15 protein-coding genes are annotated in these 17,407 nt (G+C 67.3%); 3 read left to right on the top strand and 12 right to left on the bottom strand.

Annotated elements, in window-relative coordinates:
* Positions 1-311 precede the first annotated feature (311 nt).
* Entirely contained in the window at positions 312-2,429 is a 2,118-nt protein-coding gene (locus tag AC1RGU_RS25505; RefSeq protein ID WP_492698954.1) for an ATP-dependent helicase, read from the bottom strand.
* A gap of 225 nt (positions 2,430-2,654) precedes the next feature.
* Between AC1RGU_RS25505 and corA the strand changes: the two genes are divergently transcribed.
* Together corA and AC1RGU_RS25495 are read left to right on the top strand one after the other, a co-directional pair.
* Positions 2,655-3,641 (top strand): magnesium/cobalt transporter CorA, encoded by a 987-nt coding sequence (gene corA, locus AC1RGU_RS25500; protein ID WP_056584267.1) that lies wholly within the window; start codon positions 2,655-2,657, stop codon positions 3,639-3,641.
* 57 nt (positions 3,642-3,698) lie between these two features.
* Positions 3,699-4,451 (top strand): YoaK family protein, encoded by a 753-nt coding sequence (locus tag AC1RGU_RS25495; protein ID WP_062481040.1) that lies wholly within the window; start codon positions 3,699-3,701, stop codon positions 4,449-4,451.
* A 9-nt stretch (positions 4,452-4,460) separates the two neighbouring features.
* On the opposite strand, the gene AC1RGU_RS25490 is transcribed toward AC1RGU_RS25495, so the two are convergent.
* The 11 genes from AC1RGU_RS25490 to AC1RGU_RS25440 form a co-directional block, all read right to left on the bottom strand.
* Positions 4,461-5,231 carry a 5'-methylthioadenosine/adenosylhomocysteine nucleosidase gene (locus AC1RGU_RS25490; RefSeq protein WP_492699082.1) on the bottom strand — a complete coding sequence of 257 codons (771 nt, stop codon included), beginning with the start codon at positions 5,229-5,231 and terminating at the stop codon, positions 4,461-4,463.
* 128 nt (positions 5,232-5,359) lie between these two features.
* The gene (locus AC1RGU_RS25485; RefSeq protein WP_070063394.1) at positions 5,360-6,991 is read right to left on the bottom strand and encodes an ABC transporter substrate-binding protein; all 1,632 of its coding nucleotides are present in this window, start codon (positions 6,989-6,991) and stop codon (positions 5,360-5,362) included.
* 47 nt (positions 6,992-7,038) lie between these two features.
* Positions 7,039-8,061 carry a peptide ABC transporter ATP-binding protein gene (locus AC1RGU_RS25480; RefSeq protein WP_492698952.1) on the bottom strand — a complete coding sequence of 341 codons (1,023 nt, stop codon included), beginning with the start codon at positions 8,059-8,061 and terminating at the stop codon, positions 7,039-7,041.
* Positions 8,058-9,083: an ABC transporter ATP-binding protein gene (locus AC1RGU_RS25475; protein WP_307636116.1), complete on the bottom strand. Its 1,026-nt coding sequence runs from the start codon at positions 9,081-9,083 to the stop codon at positions 8,058-8,060. Before AC1RGU_RS25475 ends, AC1RGU_RS25480 begins: the two co-directional genes overlap by 4 nt.
* A gap of 17 nt (positions 9,084-9,100) precedes the next feature.
* Complete coding sequence (locus AC1RGU_RS25470; RefSeq protein WP_492698950.1) at positions 9,101-10,009, bottom strand: ABC transporter permease subunit; 909 nt, start codon at positions 10,007-10,009, stop codon at positions 9,101-9,103.
* 4 nt (positions 10,010-10,013) lie between these two features.
* A complete protein-coding gene (locus AC1RGU_RS25465) occupies positions 10,014-11,018 on the bottom strand; it encodes an ABC transporter permease subunit (protein WP_095743299.1) in 1,005 nt (334 codons plus the stop codon).
* Positions 11,019-11,072: 54 nt separating this feature from the next.
* A complete protein-coding gene (locus tag AC1RGU_RS25460; RefSeq protein ID WP_492698948.1) occupies positions 11,073-12,752 on the bottom strand; it encodes a long-chain-fatty-acid--CoA ligase in 1,680 nt (559 codons plus the stop codon).
* Positions 12,753-12,852: 100 nt separating this feature from the next.
* Positions 12,853-14,352: an NAD(P)(+) transhydrogenase (Re/Si-specific) subunit beta gene (locus tag AC1RGU_RS25455; protein WP_492698946.1), complete on the bottom strand. Its 1,500-nt coding sequence runs from the start codon at positions 14,350-14,352 to the stop codon at positions 12,853-12,855.
* Entirely contained in the window at positions 14,349-14,678 is a 330-nt protein-coding gene (locus AC1RGU_RS25450) for an NAD(P) transhydrogenase subunit alpha part 2 (protein ID WP_062481510.1), read from the bottom strand. Before AC1RGU_RS25450 ends, AC1RGU_RS25455 begins: the two co-directional genes overlap by 4 nt.
* 37 nt (positions 14,679-14,715) lie before the next feature.
* Positions 14,716-15,078: an aspartate 1-decarboxylase gene (gene panD, locus AC1RGU_RS25445; protein ID WP_062481508.1), complete on the bottom strand. Its 363-nt coding sequence runs from the start codon at positions 15,076-15,078 to the stop codon at positions 14,716-14,718.
* A gap of 16 nt (positions 15,079-15,094) precedes the next feature.
* Positions 15,095-16,225, bottom strand: coding sequence for a Re/Si-specific NAD(P)(+) transhydrogenase subunit alpha (locus AC1RGU_RS25440; protein ID WP_095743297.1), 1,131 nt, complete (start codon positions 16,223-16,225; stop codon positions 15,095-15,097).
* A 402-nt stretch (positions 16,226-16,627) separates the two neighbouring features.
* Here AC1RGU_RS25440 and AC1RGU_RS25435 point away from each other — a divergent pair, with 402 nt between their 5' ends.
* Positions 16,628-17,350: a response regulator transcription factor gene (locus tag AC1RGU_RS25435; protein WP_369630987.1), complete on the top strand. Its 723-nt coding sequence runs from the start codon at positions 16,628-16,630 to the stop codon at positions 17,348-17,350.
* Positions 17,351-17,407: the final 57 nt, after the last annotated feature.

The following is a 17,407-nucleotide window of genomic DNA, read 5'->3' as shown; positions in this document are numbered from 1 at the left end:
CCTGAGAATTGACGGTTGGGGAAATGACCGCGCTCCGGGATGAAGCGTGGCCGGCGAAACAGGTGAGGTTGGGAGAGAGGGGGAAGAGGAAGGGAGATGAAGAAAGGGGGCGGTCGGATTCACTATGCCCAAGCTGTCACGGTATTGCAATACCGGGGCTTGCCCGAGTGACGGACCGGTGTATTGCATGCCCTAATCCGCTATTGATTCCATAGCTGCCCCTGTGCAGTGGCATGCCGTTGCGGCACATTGGAAGCAAGTGTTTCCATGTGCAGCGCGCAGTGACCCTCACGCCCGAAGGGCCGGCCCGTTCAGCGCCAGGCGGCGCGCATGCGGTTGCGCAGGTCGATCACCGCGGCCGGCGGCGGCACCGCGGGCGGCAGCACCGGCGGCGGCGGCCAGGTCTGCAACTCGAAGCCCGCCAGGTCGGACTCCGTGATGAAGCGGGTGCGGTTGGCGTACAGGTGCCGGTCGCCACGCGCCGCCTGCTGCGTGATGTGGAAGCGCTGCGGCATCACCAGGTGCAGGTGATCGCGGGCCCGCGTCATCGCCACGTAGAGCAGGCGCCGTTCTTCTTCCAGCTCGTGCGCGCCCTGCGCCACGTCGGCCGGCATGCAGCCGTCGACCACGTTGATGACGTGCACCGAGTTCCACTCCTGCCCCTTGGCCGAATGGATGGTCGACAGGATCAGGTAGTCCTCGTCGAGCGAGGGCGGGCCGGGCCGATCGCTGGTGGCCTCGGGCGGGTCGAGCGTGAGCTCGGTGAGAAAGCGCTCGCGCGAGCCATAGCCGGCCGCCAGCCGCGCCAGTTGCTCGACGTCGGCGCGCCGCACGCCCGAGGTGTCTTCGTACAGCCGCTCCAGGTGCGGCTGGTACCACTGCATCGCCACCTCCACGTCGGCCGGCCACTGCAGCGACGGCGCGCGCAAGGCGGCGTAGGCCTGGGCGAAGTCGGCCCACTGTTCGCGCGCGGCCGACGGCGGCACGAAGTCGCGCACGGCCGCGGCCGGGTCGGCCGCCTGGTCCATCGCGTCGAGCAGGCGCGTGCCGGTGGCCGGCCCCACGCCGGGGATGAGCTGCGTGACCCGGAAGCCCGCCATGCGCCCGCGCGGGTTCTGCGCGAAACGCAGCACGGCGAGCAGGTCCTTCACGTGCGAGGCCTCGAGGAACTTGAGCCCGCCGAACTTCACGAACGGGATGTTGCGCCGCGCCAGTTCCAGCTCGAGCGCCGCGCTGTGCGACGAAGTGCGAAACAGCACCGCCTGCGACTTCAGCGCCAGCCCGCCTTCGCGGTGCGCCAGGATCTTGTCGGCCACCCAGCGCGCCTGCCCGGCCTCGTCGGGCACGAGCACCAGCACCGGCTTGCCGGCCGAGGGCTTGTCGGTCCACAGCGTCTTGGCGTGCCGCTCGGCGGCTTGCGCGATGACGCGGTTCGACACGTCGAGGATCGGCTGCGTCGAGCGGTAGTTGCGCTCCAGCGTGACGATGCGCGCCTGTTGGCTGAACTGCGAAGGAAAGTCGAGGATGTTGCGCACCGTGGCGCCGCGGAACGAGTAGATCGACTGCGCGTCGTCGCCCACCACCGTCACGCCGCGCCCGTCGGGCTTCATCGCGCGCAGGATCTCGGCCTGCAGCAGGTTGGTGTCCTGGTACTCGTCGACCAGCACGTGGTCGAAACGCGCGCCGACGTGCGCGGCCAGCGCGGGCTCGGCGACCATCTCGGCCCAGTAGAGCAGCAGGTCGTCGTAGTCGAGCACGTTCTGCTGCTGCTTGGCCTCGACGTAGGCGCCGAAGAGCGTCTTGAGCTGCGCCTCCCACTCGGCGCACCAGGGAAAGCTGTCCTTCAGCACGGCGGCCAGCGGCGCTCGCGTGTTCACGCAGCGCGAGTAGATCGACAGGCAGGTGCCCTTGCGCGGGAAGCGGTTGACCGTGGACGACAGGCCCAGCTCATGCCGCACCAGCCCCATGAGGTCTTCGGCGTCGCCGCGGTCGTGGATGGTGAAGTTCTCGTCCAGCCCGATCTGCGCGGCGTACTCGCGCAGCAGCCGCGCGCCGATGCCGTGGAAGGTGCCGGCCCACGGCAACGCGGGCGGGCGCTCCGACTTCAGGCCCAGCACGCGCGCCAGCACCTGGCCCGCGCGGCGCTCCATTTCCTGCGCGGCGCGGCGCGAGAAGGTGAGCAGCAGCAGCCGCTGCGGATCGACCCCGTCCGCGATGAGGTGCGCCACGCGGTGCGCCAGCGTGCTGGTCTTGCCCGAGCCGGCACCGGCGATCACGAGCAGCGGCCGGTGGTCGGCGCCGACCGCTGCGCCCACGCCATGCTCGACCGCCGCGCGCTGGTCGTCGTTGAGCGCGGCAAGCGCCGCGGCCAGGCGCTCGGCTTGCGTCTTCGGAGGGGTGGAAAGAACGGGGGACGCAGGGGTCTGCATGGGCACGACTTTACTGTATGTCCGTCCAGTTCGAGTGCCTTGTCGCCCTGTGGCCGGTGACATAATCGCGCCTCGCTGCAACCGGAGACTCCCCATGGAAACCGCCCCGTCTCGGCAGCTTTCAACTCCCTGGCGACGCTGCGCGTGATGTACTGACGCCGGGTCCGCGGGAATTGAAAGCGCCCCGCCCTCGCCCATCGTTCAGTCACCCCCGGGAGTGAGCCCATGCTCAACATCTTTACGCTCGCCAACGGCCGCCTCGTCCAGGAAGAGATCGAGTCGCTCGAAGAGCTCTCCAAGTTCCAGCCGATCTGGGTCGACCTCGAGTCGCCCACGCTCGAGGAAAAGCGCTGGATCAAGCAGTACTACGGCCTCTCGATTCCCGAAGACGCGATGGACGAGGACATCGAGGAGTCGGCCCGCTTCTACGAGGAAGACAACGGCGAGCTGCACATCCGCTCCGACTTCCTGATCGACGACGACGAAGACCCGCGCACGGTGCGCGTCGCCTTCATCCTCAACCAGCACAACACCGACCTGCGCAGCCGCGGCGTGCTGTTCTCGATCCACGACGAAGACGTGCCCGTGTTCCGCCTGCTGCGCATGCGCGCACGCCGCGCGCCGGGGCTGATCGAAGACGCCAAGGAAGTGATGCTCAAGCTCTTCGACGCCGACGCCGAATACTCGGCCGACACGCTGGAGAACATCTACGACGAGCTCGAGGTGGCCGGCAAGAAGGTGCTGTCGGGCAATGTCAGCGACGAGCTGGCCGGCGAGGTGCTGGGCGCCATCGCGCGCCAGGAAGACTTGAACGGCCGCATCCGCCGCAACGTGATGGACACGCGCCGCGCCGTGAGCTTCATGATGCGCAGCAAGATGCTCAACGCCGAGCAGTTCGAAGAAGCACGGCAGATCCTGCGCGACATCGAATCGCTGGACAACCACACGGCCTTCCTCTTCGACAAGATCAACTTCCTGATGGATGCGACCGTCGGTTTCATCAACATCAACCAGAACAAGACCATCAAGATCTTCTCGGTGGCCAGCGTCGCGCTGCTGCCGCCCACGCTGATCGCGAGCATCTACGGCATGAACTTCAAGTTCATGCCCGAGCTCGACTGGGCCATGGGCTACCCCTACGCCATCGCGCTGATGGCCGCCAGCGCGCTGGTGCCGATGTGGTACTTCCGCCGGCGCGGCTGGCTCAAGTAGTTCTTCACACTGGGTGCTAGAGTGACTGCCGGCAGGCAGCTGACCCTGGAGAGCCCCGTGCGCAGACTTCGTTTCCTCACCAACCGCCACCGCGCGCCGTCTACGAACACCGCGCTCGGACTGCTGCTGGCCTTCAACGCCGGCGCCATCAATGCGGGCGGCTTCCTCGTGCTGCACATGTACACCTCGCACATGACCGGCTTCGCCTCGCAGCTGGCGGACGGCATGGTGCTGGGCAACCTCACGCTGCTGCTGAACGCGCTGGGCGCGATCCTGGCGTTCGTGAGCGGCGCCGCGGTCTGCGCGGTGCTGGTGAACTGGGCGCGGCAGCACCGGCTGCATGGCGTGTACGCGCTGCCGCTGCTGCTGGAGGCCGCGCTGATGTTCCCGTTCGGGCTCGCCGGCGCCATCACGCTGACCTGGGCCACGCCGTTCGCGGTGCCGCTCACGGTGCTGCTGCTGTCCTTCATCATGGGGCTGCAGAACGCCGTGGCGTCGAAGACCTCGGGCGGCAGCACGCGCACCACCCACATGACCGGCAACATCACCGACGTGGGGATCGAGCTGGGCAAGATGCTCTACTGGAACCGGCGCGCGCCGTCCACACCGCTGCCGGTGCGCCACGACCGCAGCCGGCTGCGCCGCTGCGGCGGGCTGGTCGCCATGTTCGTGCTCGGCGGCGCCGTGGGTGCGCTGGGCTTCAAGCACGTGGGCTTCATCTGCGTCGTGCCGCTGGCCGCGCTGCTGCTGGCGCTGTCGATCCCGCCGCTGCTGCGCGACCTGCCGCAGCTGCGCCGGCTCGCGCCGTAGGCGGGTTCTTCAGGCCGCGTCGCGCGGCAGGGAGGCGAGCCAGGCGTCGACCAGCGCAAGGCTGTAGCGGCTCGCCACCTCGGCCACGAAGCGCGTGAAGTCGCCGTGCGCGGCATCGTCGGCGCGGTCCGAGATGGTCCGCAGCGCCGCGAAGGGCACGCCGTAGTCGTGGCAGGCCTGCGCCATCGCCGCGCCCTCCATCTCGACGGCGAGCGCGTCGGGCAGCGAGCGCTGCAGGGCCCCGCACTCCGCGGTGGTCGACACGAAGCGGTCGCCGCTGATCAGCAGGCCGCGATGCACCCTCGGTGCACGCAGATGGAATTCATCGACAGCCTTCTGCCCCACCAGGCTCACCGGATCGCGCAGCGTGCCTTCGGCCACCGCCGCCAGCGCATCGCCAATGGCCGCATCGGCCGCGAACCGCGAACGCCCCATCAGCGGCACCTCGTACTTCGGAAAGATCGGCGAGGCGTCCATGTCGTGCTGCAGCAGCTCGGTCGCCACGACCACGTCGCCGACATTCACGCCCGGTGCCAGCCCGCCCGCCACGCCCGTGAAAACGATCGCCCACACGCCGAAGCGCTCGAGCAGCACCGTGGCCGTGACCGCCGCCGCGACCTTGCCGATGCGCGACAGCACCGCGACCACGGGCTGGCCCTGCAGGTGGCCGACCCAGAAGTCGCGGCCGGCCACGCGCACGCGCTGCTCGTCGGGCATGCGCGCGAGGAGCGCACTGAGCTCCTCGTGCATGGCCGCGACGATGGCGATGGGCGTGGACAACACAACAGAACTCAAAACAAGACTTTCTCTATTCCAGGAACACCGCGGAACCGGCTTTGCCGGGCCGCAGGTGTTGCCCCCTGCAAGGGGGTTGGCGTAGCGACACGAAGTGCGCGAAGCCTGGGGGTTTACTTGATATCCACGCCGTAGAAGGTGTGGCGGCCGAAGGGGCTCAGCTTGAAGTCGACGACCTCCTTGCGCACCGGCTTCAGCTGCACCGCGTGCGCGATGGTGAACCACGGCGCCTGCTCCTTGAAGATGACCTGCGCCTTCTTGTAGAGCGCGTCGCGCTCCGACTGCTTGGTCGCGCTCTTGGCCTTCACCACGAGGTCTTCGTAGGGCTGGTAGCAGAACTTCGAGATGTTGCTGCCGCTGGCCGACTTGGCCGAGGCGCAGCCCAGCAGGGTGTACATGAAGTTGTCCGGGTCGCCGTTGTCGCCGGTCCAGCCCAGCATGCCCATCTGGTGCTCGCCGGCCTGCAGGCGCTTGCGGTACTCGCCCCACTCGAAGCTCTTGATCTCGGCCTTGACGTTGATCTTGGCCAGGTCGGCCTGCATCAGCTCGGCGATGCGCTTGGCGTTCGGGTTGTACGGGCGCTGCACCGGCATGGCCCACAGGTCGGTGCTGAAGCCGTCGGGGAAGCCGGCCTGCGCCAGCAGCTTCTTGGCGGCTTCGGGGTCGTACGGGTCGTCCTTCACGGCATCGTTGTAGGACCACAGCGTGGGCGGGATCGGGTTCTTCGCCGCCACGCCGGTCGTGAGGTACACGCCGTCGATGATGGCCTTCTTGTTGATCGCCATGTTGATGGCCTTGCGCACGCGCACGTCGTCGAAGGGCTTCTTCGTCGTGTTGTACGAGAGGTAGCCCACGTTCAGGCCCGGCTGCTCCAGCACCTGCACGTTCGGGTCCTTGCGGATCGCGTCGAGGTCGGCCGGGTTCGGGTACGGCATGACGTGGCACTCGCCCTTTTGCAGCTTGGCCCAGCGCACCGACGCATCGGGCGTGATCGCGAACACGAGGTCGTCGATCTTGGCCTTGCCGCCCCAGTACTGCGGGAAGGCCTTGAAGCGGATGATCGCGTCCTTCTGGTACTGCACGAGGTAGAACGGCCCGGTGCCGACCGGGTCCTGGTCGACCTTCTCGGGCGTGCCGGCCTTCAGCATCGCGATGGCGTATTCCTTCGACTGGATGCCCGCGTACTGCATCGCCAGGTTGGCCAGGAACGGCGCCTCGGCCTGGTTGAGCGTGATCTTCACCGTGTGGTCGTCGATGCGGTCCACCGACTTCAGCAGCTTGGGCATGCCCATGTCGTTGAAGTACGAGTGGTTCTGGCTCGTGACCTTGAAGAAGGGATCGCTTTCCTTCCACTGGCGCTCGAGCATGAAGATGAAGTCGTCGGCGTTGAAGTCGCGCGTGGGCTTGAAGCTCTTGCTCGTGGTGTGCCACTTCACGCCCTTGCGCAGGTGGAAGGTGTACACGGTGCCGTCGGCCGAGATGTCCCATTTTTCGGCCAGGCCCGGCATCACCTTGGTGCCGCCGCGCTCGAACTCGACGATGGTGTTGTAGACCTGCGTGGTCACGTCGAAGGACGTGCCGGTGGTGTTCATGCCCGGATAGAAGTTTTCCGGGCTTCCTTCGGAGCAGTACACCAACGTCTTGGCTGACACGGCGCCGCAGGCCAGGGTAAGAGCCGTGAGCGCTGCCGGTGCCAGGAGCGCCAGCTTTTGTGAGCGGCGCGAAACGGAGGACTGGGTCTTCATGGGGACTCCTCGAGACAGGGTTGAAAAAATCGCCACTCCACTCTTCTTCAGGACGCGGCGAGCACGGGACCATCGGCGCGCACGACAGGCGCGCCATCGAGAAACTGCTCGGCGTAGTGACAGGCCACCAGCCGCTCGTCGAGCGCGCGCAGCGCGGGGCGCTCCTCGCGGCAGCGCGGCTGCACGTGCGGGCAGCGCGTGCTGAAGACGCAGCCCGAAGGCGGGTCCAGCGGCGACGGCAGTTCGCCCTTGAGCACGATGCGCTGGCTGCTCAGCCCCGGCGTCGAGGCCAGCAGCGCCTGCGTGTACGGATGCAGCGGCCGCGCGAAGATGCGTGACTTGGGGCCCTGCTCCACCGCATGGCCCAGGTACATCACGAGCACGTCGTGCGCGATGTGGCGCACCACGCCCAGGTCGTGCGAGATGAAGAGGTAGGCCAGCCCCAGCTCGGCCTGCAGGTCGGCCAGCAGGTTCAGCACCTGCGCCTGGATCGACACGTCGAGCGCCGACACCGGCTCGTCGGCCACCAGGAGGCGCGGCGACAGCATGAGCGCGCGCGCGATGGCGATGCGCTGGCGCTGGCCGCCCGAGAACATGTGCGGGTAGCGGTTGGCGTACTCGGGACGCAGGCCGACGCGGGCCAGCATCTCGCGCGCGCGCTCGGCGCGCTCCGGCTTGCTCAGCGTGGTGTTGATGGCCAGCGGGTCTTCGAGCACCGCCGAGATCTTCTTGCGCGGGTTGAGCGAGCCGTACGGGTTCTGGAACACCAGCTGCACGGCCTGGCGCAGCTCGCGCTTGCGTTCATGCGGCGGGCTCACGGCATCGGCGCCGATCAGCGTCAGCTGCCCGGCCGTGGGCTTCTCGATCAGCGCGACCATGCGCGCGAGCGTCGACTTGCCGCAGCCCGATTCACCCACCACCGCGAGCGTGCGGCCGCGCTCGAGGCGGAACGAGATGTCGCCCACGGCGCGCAGCTGCGCCGGTGCGCGGAACAGCCCGCGCCGCACGGCGTAGGTGCGCTGCAGGTTGCGCGCCTCGGCGACGATCTCCGGTGGCGACACGTCGCTCATGGCAGCACCTCCGCGACGGCGGCGCGCGGCGGGTCGTGCGCGATGGCTTCGGCGCGCCCCGGCTCGCCGAGCGGAAAGTGGCAGCGCACCTCGGCGCCCTGCCACGCACGCAGCGCAGGTCGCACCTGGCAGGCGCGCTCGGTCACGTAGCCGCAGCGCGGCGCGAACAGGCAGCCCGCGGGCCGGTCGTGCACGCCGGGCACCACGCCGCTGATGGTGGCGAGCCGCCCCTCGGGCGCGGCGCGCTCGGGCAGCGCCGCGAGCAGCGCCTCGGTGTAGGGGTGCTGCGGCGATGCGAACAAACGATCGACGCGCTGGTGCTCCATCACCTGCCCCGCGTACATCACGGCGATGCGCTGCGCCATCTCGCTGACCACACCCATGTTGTGCGTGATGAGCACGAGCGCCATGCCGCGCTCCTTCTGCAGGTCGCGCAGCAGGTCGAGGATCTGCGCCTGGATGGTCACGTCGAGCGCGGTGGTCGGCTCGTCGGCGATCAACAGGCGCGGGTTGCAGGCGATGGCCATGGCGATCATCACGCGCTGGTTCATGCCACCCGAGAGCTGGTGCGGGTAGCTGCCCAGGCGCGACGAGGCGGCGGGGATGCCGACCTGTTCGAGCAGTTCGGTGGCGCGCTTCTTCGCTTCGCGCTTGTCGAGCTTCAGGTGCAGGCGCAGCGTTTCCATCAACTGGAAGCCGATGGTGAAGCAGGGGTTGAGGCTGGTGGTCGGCTCCTGGAAGATCATCGCGACCTCCTTGCCGACCAGCGTGCGGCGGGCCTTGTCGGAGATGCCGAGCAAGTCCTTGCCCGCAAAGCGCATGTGGTCCGCGCGCACGCGGCCCGGGAAGCCGACGAGGCCCATCAGCGCCATCATCGTGACGCTCTTGCCCGAGCCCGATTCGCCGACGATGCCGAGCACCTCGCCCTCTTCGAGCGTGAGGCTCACGCCGTCGACGGCGTGCAGCACGCCGCCTTGCGTGGGGAACTCGACGTGCAGGTCCTTGATGTCCAGCAAAGGCATCTGTTCTCTCCTTTGCGTCAGCGCTTGAGCTTCGGGTCGAGCGCATCGCGCAGCCCGTCGCCCAGCAGGTTGAAGGCCAGCACGGCCGCAAGGATGGCGAGCCCCGGAAAGGTCACGACCCACCACGCGCGCAGCACGAACTCGCGCGCATCGGCCAGCATCGTGCCCCACTCGGGCGACGGCGGCTGTGCGCCCAGGCCGATGAAGCCGAGCGCCGCCGCATCGAGGATGGCGGTCGAGACGCCCAGCGAGGCCTGCACGATCAGCGGCGCCGAACAGTTGGGCAGCACCTCGCGGAACATCAGGCGCAGCGTGCTGGCGCCGCTCACGCGCGCCGCGGTCACGTAGTCGCGCGAGACCTCGGCGATGACCGTGGCGCGCGTGATGCGCACGTAGTGCGGCAGCACCACGATGGCCACCGCGAGCATGGCATTGACGAGCCCCGGCCCGAGGATCGCGACGATCACGATGGCCATCAGCAGGCTGGGCATCGTGAGGATGATGTCCATCATGCGCATGATCGTGATCTCCAGCGCGCCGCGGAAGAAGCCGGCGACGAGCCCGAGCACCACGCCCACCACCACCGACAGCGCCACCACCGCGACGCCGATCGACAGCGACAGCCGCGCGCCGTGCATGAGCCGCGACAGGATGTCGCGCCCGATGGCGTCCGTGCCCAGCAGGTAGGTCCACGAGCCGCCTTCCTGCCAGGCCGGCGGCTTGAGGAAAGCGGCGGCGTTGGTTTCGTTCGGTGCATGCGGCGCGATCCACGGCGCGAACAGCGCCACCAGCAGCAGCACCACGATGGTGACGAGACCGATGACCGCGCCCCGGTTCGCCGAGAAGGCGGTCCAGAACTCGCGCCAGGGACCGGGAGGCGCCGAGGCCTGCGAGCCGGGGGGAACTGCGTGGGTGTTGCTCGTCATCGACTCAATGCCTGATCCGCGGGTTGATGACGCCGTAGGCGATGTCCACCAGCAGGTTGAGCAGCATCACGATGCCGCCCAGCAGCAGCATGCCGCCCTGCAGCACCGGGTAGTCGCGCCGGCCGATGGCCTCGATGAGCCACTTGCCGACGCCGGGCCAGGAGAAGATGGTCTCGGTCAGGATCGCACCGGTGAAGAGCACGCCGATCTGCAGGCCGATCACCGTGACGACCGGGATCAGCGCATTGCGCAGCGCATGCAGGCCCACCACGCGAAAGCGCGACAGGCCCTTGGCGCGCGCGGTGCGGATGTAGTCCTCGCCCAGCACCTCGAGCATGGCCGAGCGCGTCATGCGCGCGATGACGGCCAGCGGCACGGTGCCCAGCACGATGGCCGGAAGAATGAGGTGGTGCAGCGCCGACCAGAAGGCCTCGGTCTCGCCGGCGCGCAGCGCGTCGATCAGCAGGAAGCCGGTCTGCGGCTCGACGAAGTACTGCACCGAGATGCGGCCCGACACCGGCGTCCATCCCAGCTGCACCGAGAAGAACAGGATGAGCAGCAGGCCCCACCAGAAGATCGGCATCGAGTAGCCGGTGAGCGACGTGGCCATCACGCCGTGGTCGAAGATGGAGTTGCGCCGCACCGCCGCGAGGATGCCGGCCGGCAGCCCCAGCAGCAGCGCGAAGAGAATCGCGCAGACGCCGAGTTCGACGGTGGCCGGAAAGAGCGCGAGGAACTCGCTCATCACCGTGTCCTGCGTGATGAGCGACTTGCCCAGGTCGCCCTGCAGCACGCGGCCGATGTAGATGCCGTATTGCACGAGCAGGGGCTTGTCCAGGCCCATGGCGGTGCGCAGTTCGGCGTGGCGCGCGGGGTCGATCCCGCGCTCGCCGGCCATCGTCTCGATGGGGTCACCCGGCACCAGCCGGATGAGAAAGAAGGCCAGCAGCGTCATGCCGATGAAGGTCGGCACGAGCAAGCCTAGGCGGACATAGATGAATCTGAGCATCGACCCGCGAATATGCAAGATCGATGCCCCGGCCCCACCCGGGCGGAACCCTTACTACTTCTTGCTATCCCGCAGCTCGCGCCGCAGGATCTTGCCCACCGGGGTCTTGGGCATGTCGGTGCGGAACTCGATCACGCGCGGCTGCTTGTAGCCCGTGAGGTTGGCGCGGCAGTACTCGCGCACCTGCGCTTCGGTGAGCGACTCGTCCTTCTTGACGATGACGAGCTTCACGGCCTCGCCGGTCTTCTCGTCGGGCACGCCGACCGCGGCGCATTCGAGCACGCCGGGCAGCATCGCCACCACGTCCTCGATCTCGTTCGGGTACACGTTGAAGCCCGACACCAGGATCATGTCCTTCTTGCGGTCGACCACCTTGAAGTAGCCGCGCTCGTCGACCACACCGATGTCGCCGCTCTTGAAGTAGCCGTCGGGCGTCATGACCTTGGCGGTCTCGTCGGGGCGCTGCCAGTAGCCGGCCATGACCTGCGGGCCCTTGATGGCGATCTCGCCGCGCTCGCCGGTGGGCACCTCGTTGCCGTCGTCGTCCAGCAGCTTGAGCCAGGTGCTCGGCAGCGGCAGGCCGATGGTGCCGGTGTAGGCGGTGCTGTTGGTCGGGTTGCAGGTGGTCGAGGGCGAGGTTTCCGAGAGGCCGTAGCCTTCGCAGATGGGGCAGCCGGTTTTCTCGAGCCAGAGCTTGGCCACCGCGGCCTGCACCGCCATGCCACCGCCGACCGAGACCTTCAGGTTCTTCCAGTTGACGGTGTTGAAGTCGGGGTGGTTCGCCAGCCCGTTGAACAGCGTGTTGACGGCCGGGAAGCTGTGGATGGTGTGCTTCGACAGTTCCTTGAGCACGCCGGGAATGTCGCGCGGGTTCGGGATCAGGATCAGCTTGCCGCCCGTGCGCATGCTCAGCATCATGCCGACCGTGAACGCGAAGATGTGATACAGCGGCAGCGCGCACACGCTGGTGGGCTGCTCGTTGGCCGGCACCTTGGCCATGACGGGCTCGTTCCAGGCTTCGGACTGCAGCACGTTGGCGATCACGTTGCGATGCAGCAGCACCGCGCCCTTGGACACGCCGGTGGTGCCACCGGTGTACTGCAGCACGGCCACGTCGTCGGGGCCGGTGGCCACGGGCTTGAGCGAACCGCCCGCGCCCTTGTCGAGTGCGTCGTTGAAGCGCACGGCGCCCGGCAGGCTGAAGTGCGGCACCAGCTTCTTGACGTTGCGCACCACGTAGTTGACCAGCGCGCCCTTCAGGAAGCCGAGCCGGTCGCCCATGGAGGCCAGCACGATGTGCTTGATCGGCGTGCTCGCGATGCACTGCTGCAGCGTGGTGCCGAAGTTCTCCATGATGATGATCGCCTTGGCGCCCGAGTCCTTGAGCTGGTGCTCGAGTTCGCGCGGCGTGTACAGCGGGTTCACGTTCACCAGGATCAGGCCGGCGCGCAGGATGGCGGCCACCGCGATCGGGTACTGCGGGCAGTTGGGCATCATCGCGGCGACGCGGTCGCCCTTCACGAGGCCCAGGCCCTGCAGGTAGGACGCGAAGGCCTTGCTGAGCTTGTCGGTCTCGCCGTAGCTCACGTCCTTGCCCATGAAGCTGTAGGCCGTGCGGTCGGCGTACTTGGTGAAGCTCTCCTCCATGAGCGCCACCAGCGACGGGTAGTGCGACGCGTCGATGTCGGCGGGCACGCCTTGCGGGTAGCTGCTGAGCCAGGGGCGTTCGGTCATGGATGTGTCTCCTCGGAGTCGGATGAGTTTTTAAAAACGAAAACGGCGCACGTGAGGCGCCGCGACGATCAGGCCCGCATCGCGGGCACGGACCTTCGGCCTATTCGATGGCCTTGCCCATATCTTCCACTACTTTTTTCGCATCGCCAAAGACCATCATGGTCTTGTCCATGTAGAAGAGCTCGTTGTCCAGGCCCGCGTAGCCGGCGGCCATGGAGCGCTTGTTCACGATGACGGTCTTGGCCTTGTAGGCTTCCAGGATCGGCATGCCGTAGATCGGCGTGCCCTTGGTGAGCGCGGCCGGGTTCACCACGTCGTTGGCGCCCAGGATGATCGCCACGTCGGCCTGCGCGAACTCGCCGTTGATGTCCTCCATCTCGAACACCTGGTCGTAGGGCACCTCGGCCTCGGCCAGCAGCACGTTCATGTGGCCCGGCATGCGGCCGGCCACGGGGTGGATGGCGTACTTCACGTTGACGCCCTTGTGCGTGAGCTTCTCGGCCAGTTCGTTCACGGCGTGCTGGGCGCGCGCCACGGCCAGGCCGTAGCCCGGAACGATGATCACCGTCTCGGCGTTGGACAGCATGTAGGCCGCGTCGTCGGCGCTGCCGCTCTTCACGGGGCGCTGTTCCTTGGCGCCGTCGGTGGCGGTGGTTGCCTCGCCGCCGAAGCCGCCCAGGATCACGTTGAAGAACGAGCGGTTCATGGCCTTGCACATGATGTAGCTCAGGATCGCGCCCGAAGAGCCCACCAGCGAACCGGCCACGATCAGCATCGCGTTGTTCAGGCTGAAGCCGATGCCGGCCGCCGCCCAGCCCGAGTAGCTGTTGAGCATCGACACCACCACCGGCATGTCGGCGCCGCCGATCGGGATGATGATGAGCACGCCCATCACGAAGGCCAGCGCCAGCATCGCGAAGAACGCCGGCCAGCTTTCGGTGGCCACGAACACCAGGCCCAGGGCGATGGTCGCCAGGCCCAGCACCAGGTTCAGCATGTGCTGGCCCGAGAACTGCACCGGCGCGCCCTGGAACAGGCGGAACTTGTACTTGCCCGAGAGCTTGCCGAAGGCGATGACCGAACCGCTGAAGGTGATGGCGCCGATGGCCGCACCCAGGAACAGCTCGAGCCGGTTGCCATAAGGAATGGCATGGCGCACGAAGCCCTCGAAGAGGACCGCGCCGTCGGGCGTGCGCGCACCGACGACAGCCGCCACGGGCGCGGCGGTGATGCCGAAGGCCCAGGGCTCGGCCACCGCGGCCACGCCGATGAACACCGCGGCCAGGCCGATCATGCTGTGCATGAAGGCGACCAGCTCGGGCATCTTGGTCATCTCGACCTTGTTGGCCATGAAGGCGCCCAGGCCGCCACCGACCACGACGGCGGCCAGCACCCAGGCGATGCCGGTGGTGAAGTCGACGTTGAGGGCGCGCGCCTGCGCGTGAACCAGCGCGATGGTGGTCAGCACGGCGATCGCCATGCCGGTCATGCCGAAGACGTTGCCGCGGATCGAGGTGGTGGGATGCGAGAGGCCCTTCAGGGCCTGGATGAAGCAGACGCTGGCAACGAGGTACAGCAGCGTGACGAGGTTCATGCTCACTTGGCGGCTCCCTCTGCAGCCTTGGGGGCGGCCTTCTTGTCTTTCTTCTTGAACATCTCGAGCATCCGGCGCGTGACCAGGAAGCCGCCGAAGACGTTCACCGCGGCCAGCGCCACGGCGAGCACGCCCATGGTCTTGCCCAGCGGCGTGGTGGTGAGCGCGGCGGCCAGCATGGCGCCCACGATCACGATGGCCGAGATGGCGTTGGTCACGGCCATGAGCGGCGTGTGCAGCGCGGGCGTGACGGTCCAGACCACGTGGTAGCCGACGTAGATGGCCAGCACGAAGATGGTCAGGTTGATGACGGTGTGCGAAACGATTTCCATGGTGTTGTGTTCTCCTCGTTCGGTCTTTCGTGCCCTGTCAGAGCTTCTTGACTTCGTTGATGCGGTTGGCATCGCCAAGCAGCACCACCTTGGGCTTGTAATCGGCGGCTTCGGCCTCGGTCATGGGGGCGTAGGTGCAGATGATGAGCAGGTCGCCCACATGCGCCTTGCGCGCCGCCGCGCCGTTGAGCGAGATGGCGCCCGAACCGCGCGCCGCCTTGATGATGTAGGTCGAGAAGCGCTCGCCGTTGTTGACGTTGTACAGCTCGATCTTTTCGTACTCGCGCATGTCGGCCGCGTCGAGCAGGTCTTCGTCGATGCCGCACGAGCCTTCGTAGTGCAGGTCGGCTTCGGTCACGGTGGCGCGATGCAGCTTCGCGCGGAGCATGGTGCGGTTCATGGAAGGCAGCCTGCTCTTACTTGCGCGTGACCTGGCCGTCCTGCGTGACGCGGCAGGCGGCGACGATGTCGTCCTCGAGGTCGATCTTGAGCGCGCCTTCCTTCGTGACGACGAGCTTGAGGAAGTCGAGCACGTTGCGCGCATAGAGCGCCGACGCGTCGGCCGCCACCAGCGCCGCGAGGTTGGTTTCGCCGACGATGGTCACGCCATGCTTGACCACGGTCTTGTCGGCCTCCGACAGCGGGCAGTTGCCGCCGATGCCGTCGGCGCCCTTGCCGGCCGCGATGTCGACGATCACCGAACCCGGCTTCATCGACTTGACCATGTCCTCGGTGACGAGGGTGGGCGCGGCGCGGCCCGGGATGAGCGCGGTGCTGATGACCACGTCGGCCAGCGCGACGCGCTTGGCGACCTCGGCCTGCTGACGCGTGAGCCAGCTGGCGGGCATCGGGCGGGCGTAGCCGCCGACGCCTTCGGCCGCGTCCTTCTCTTCCTGCGTCTCGTAGGGCACGTCGATGAACTTGCCGCCCAGCGACTCGATCTGTTCCTTGACGCTCGGACGCACGTCCGAGGCCTCGATGACGGCGCCCAGGCGCTTGGCCGTGGCAATGGCCTGCAGGCCGGCCACGCCGACGCCCAGGATGACGACGCGCGCGGCCTTCACGGTGCCGGCGGCGGTCATCAGCATGGGGAAGAAGCGCTGGTACTTGTCGGCCGCGATCATCACGGCCTTGTAGCCGGCGATGTTGGCCTGCGAGCTGAGCACGTCCATGCTCTGGGCGCGCGTGGTGCGCGGCGCGGCTTCGAGCGCGAAGCCCGTGACACCCGCGGCGGCCAGGCGCTGCAGGCCGGCCGCGTCGAAAGGATTGAGCATGCCGATGACGACCGCGCCGGCCTTCAGCTGCGCCGCCTCGGCGTCGCTGGGCGTGCGCACCTTGAGCACCATGTCGGCGGAGAGCGCCCCGGCCGCATCGGTGATCTCGGCGCCTGCCGTCTGGTACGCCGCGTCGGTGACGCTGGCTGCAATGCCGGCACCTGCCTGCACGCGCACGGTGTGCCCGGAGGCCACCAGTTTCTTCACCGTTTCGGGTGTAACGGCCACTCGGGTTTCGCCAGCCGCTGTCTCGGCAGGCACGCCTATCAACATAGAGTTCTCCTCAGGGGGAAGGGGCAGCACGGATTGCGGGCAGAGCTTACAGCAAGATTACAAGCGCACCTGTCGCCAGAATGCCGCGTTCTTTTTGCTGCTCAACGCCCGCAGGCACTGCACATGTAGCTATTTAATTGATAGCAAATTGGCGGCCGGTACGACCCCGGGGGAAACACGGGTGACCGCCGCAGAAGCGCTTGTGGCGCCTTCGCTCGCTCTGGTTCTAGATTGCAATCAACTAACACCAATTGGATTCAATTGGCAATTGAACCACATACATAAAATCAATTTGCGTGAATTAATAGCAATTCACAGCAATGATTTCAGACGCAGATAGATACACTTCGATTCATATTGCGGACACATAGAGGTCCACACAGGGCGGAACAAGGGAATGGAATGCGCATTGCAGTACTCGACACCGAGCCGGACCAACTCCGGTTGATCAACCAATCCATGGCGAGCCTCGGTCACGAGTGCCACACGTACGCCGCCGGCAAGGCGCTGCTGCACGCCATGCGCCGCGAAACCTTCGACCTGCTGGTCCTCGACTGGCGCCTGCCGGACATGAACGGCCCGGACGTCGTCAAGACGATCCGGCAGGACTACAAGAGCCGCATGCCGATCCTGTTCGTCACCGAGCGCCACGACGACAGCGACATGGTCGAAGGCCTCAATGTCGGCGCCGACGACTTCATGGCCAAGCCGCTGCGCCCGATCGAGTTCGAGGCCCGCATCAACGCCCTGCTGCGCCGCGCCTACCCCTCGCGCAACGAGCCCGAAATGGTGTTCGGCCCGTACCACTTCTTTCCGCCCTCGCGCACCATCCGGGTCCACGGCGAGCTGGTCGAACTGAAGAACCGCGAGTACGAACTCGCGCTCTTCCTGTTCCAGAACCTGGGGCGCCTGCTCTCGCGCGAGCACCTGCACGAGGCGGTCTGGGGGCTGGGGGTTGAGGCGCTGTCGCGTTCGCTCGACACCCACGTGTCGCGCCTGCGCACCAAGCTCGAGTTGCGTCCGTCGAACGGCTTCCTGCTGCTGGCGGTGTACGGCCTGGGCTACCGGCTGGAAACCATCGAGGTCGACACACGGCCCGCCGCTGCAGCTTCCAACGCGCGCTGAGCGCTCGCCCCGGCAGGCCGGGCGGGGAACCCCTCCTCCCCGTCGGCCTCCAACTTG

The organism is Variovorax sp. GW823-FHT02B07 (assembly GCF_058797695.1).
Note: the sequence above shows the minus strand (reverse complement) of the source record. Positions and strands in the feature narration are given on the sequence as shown.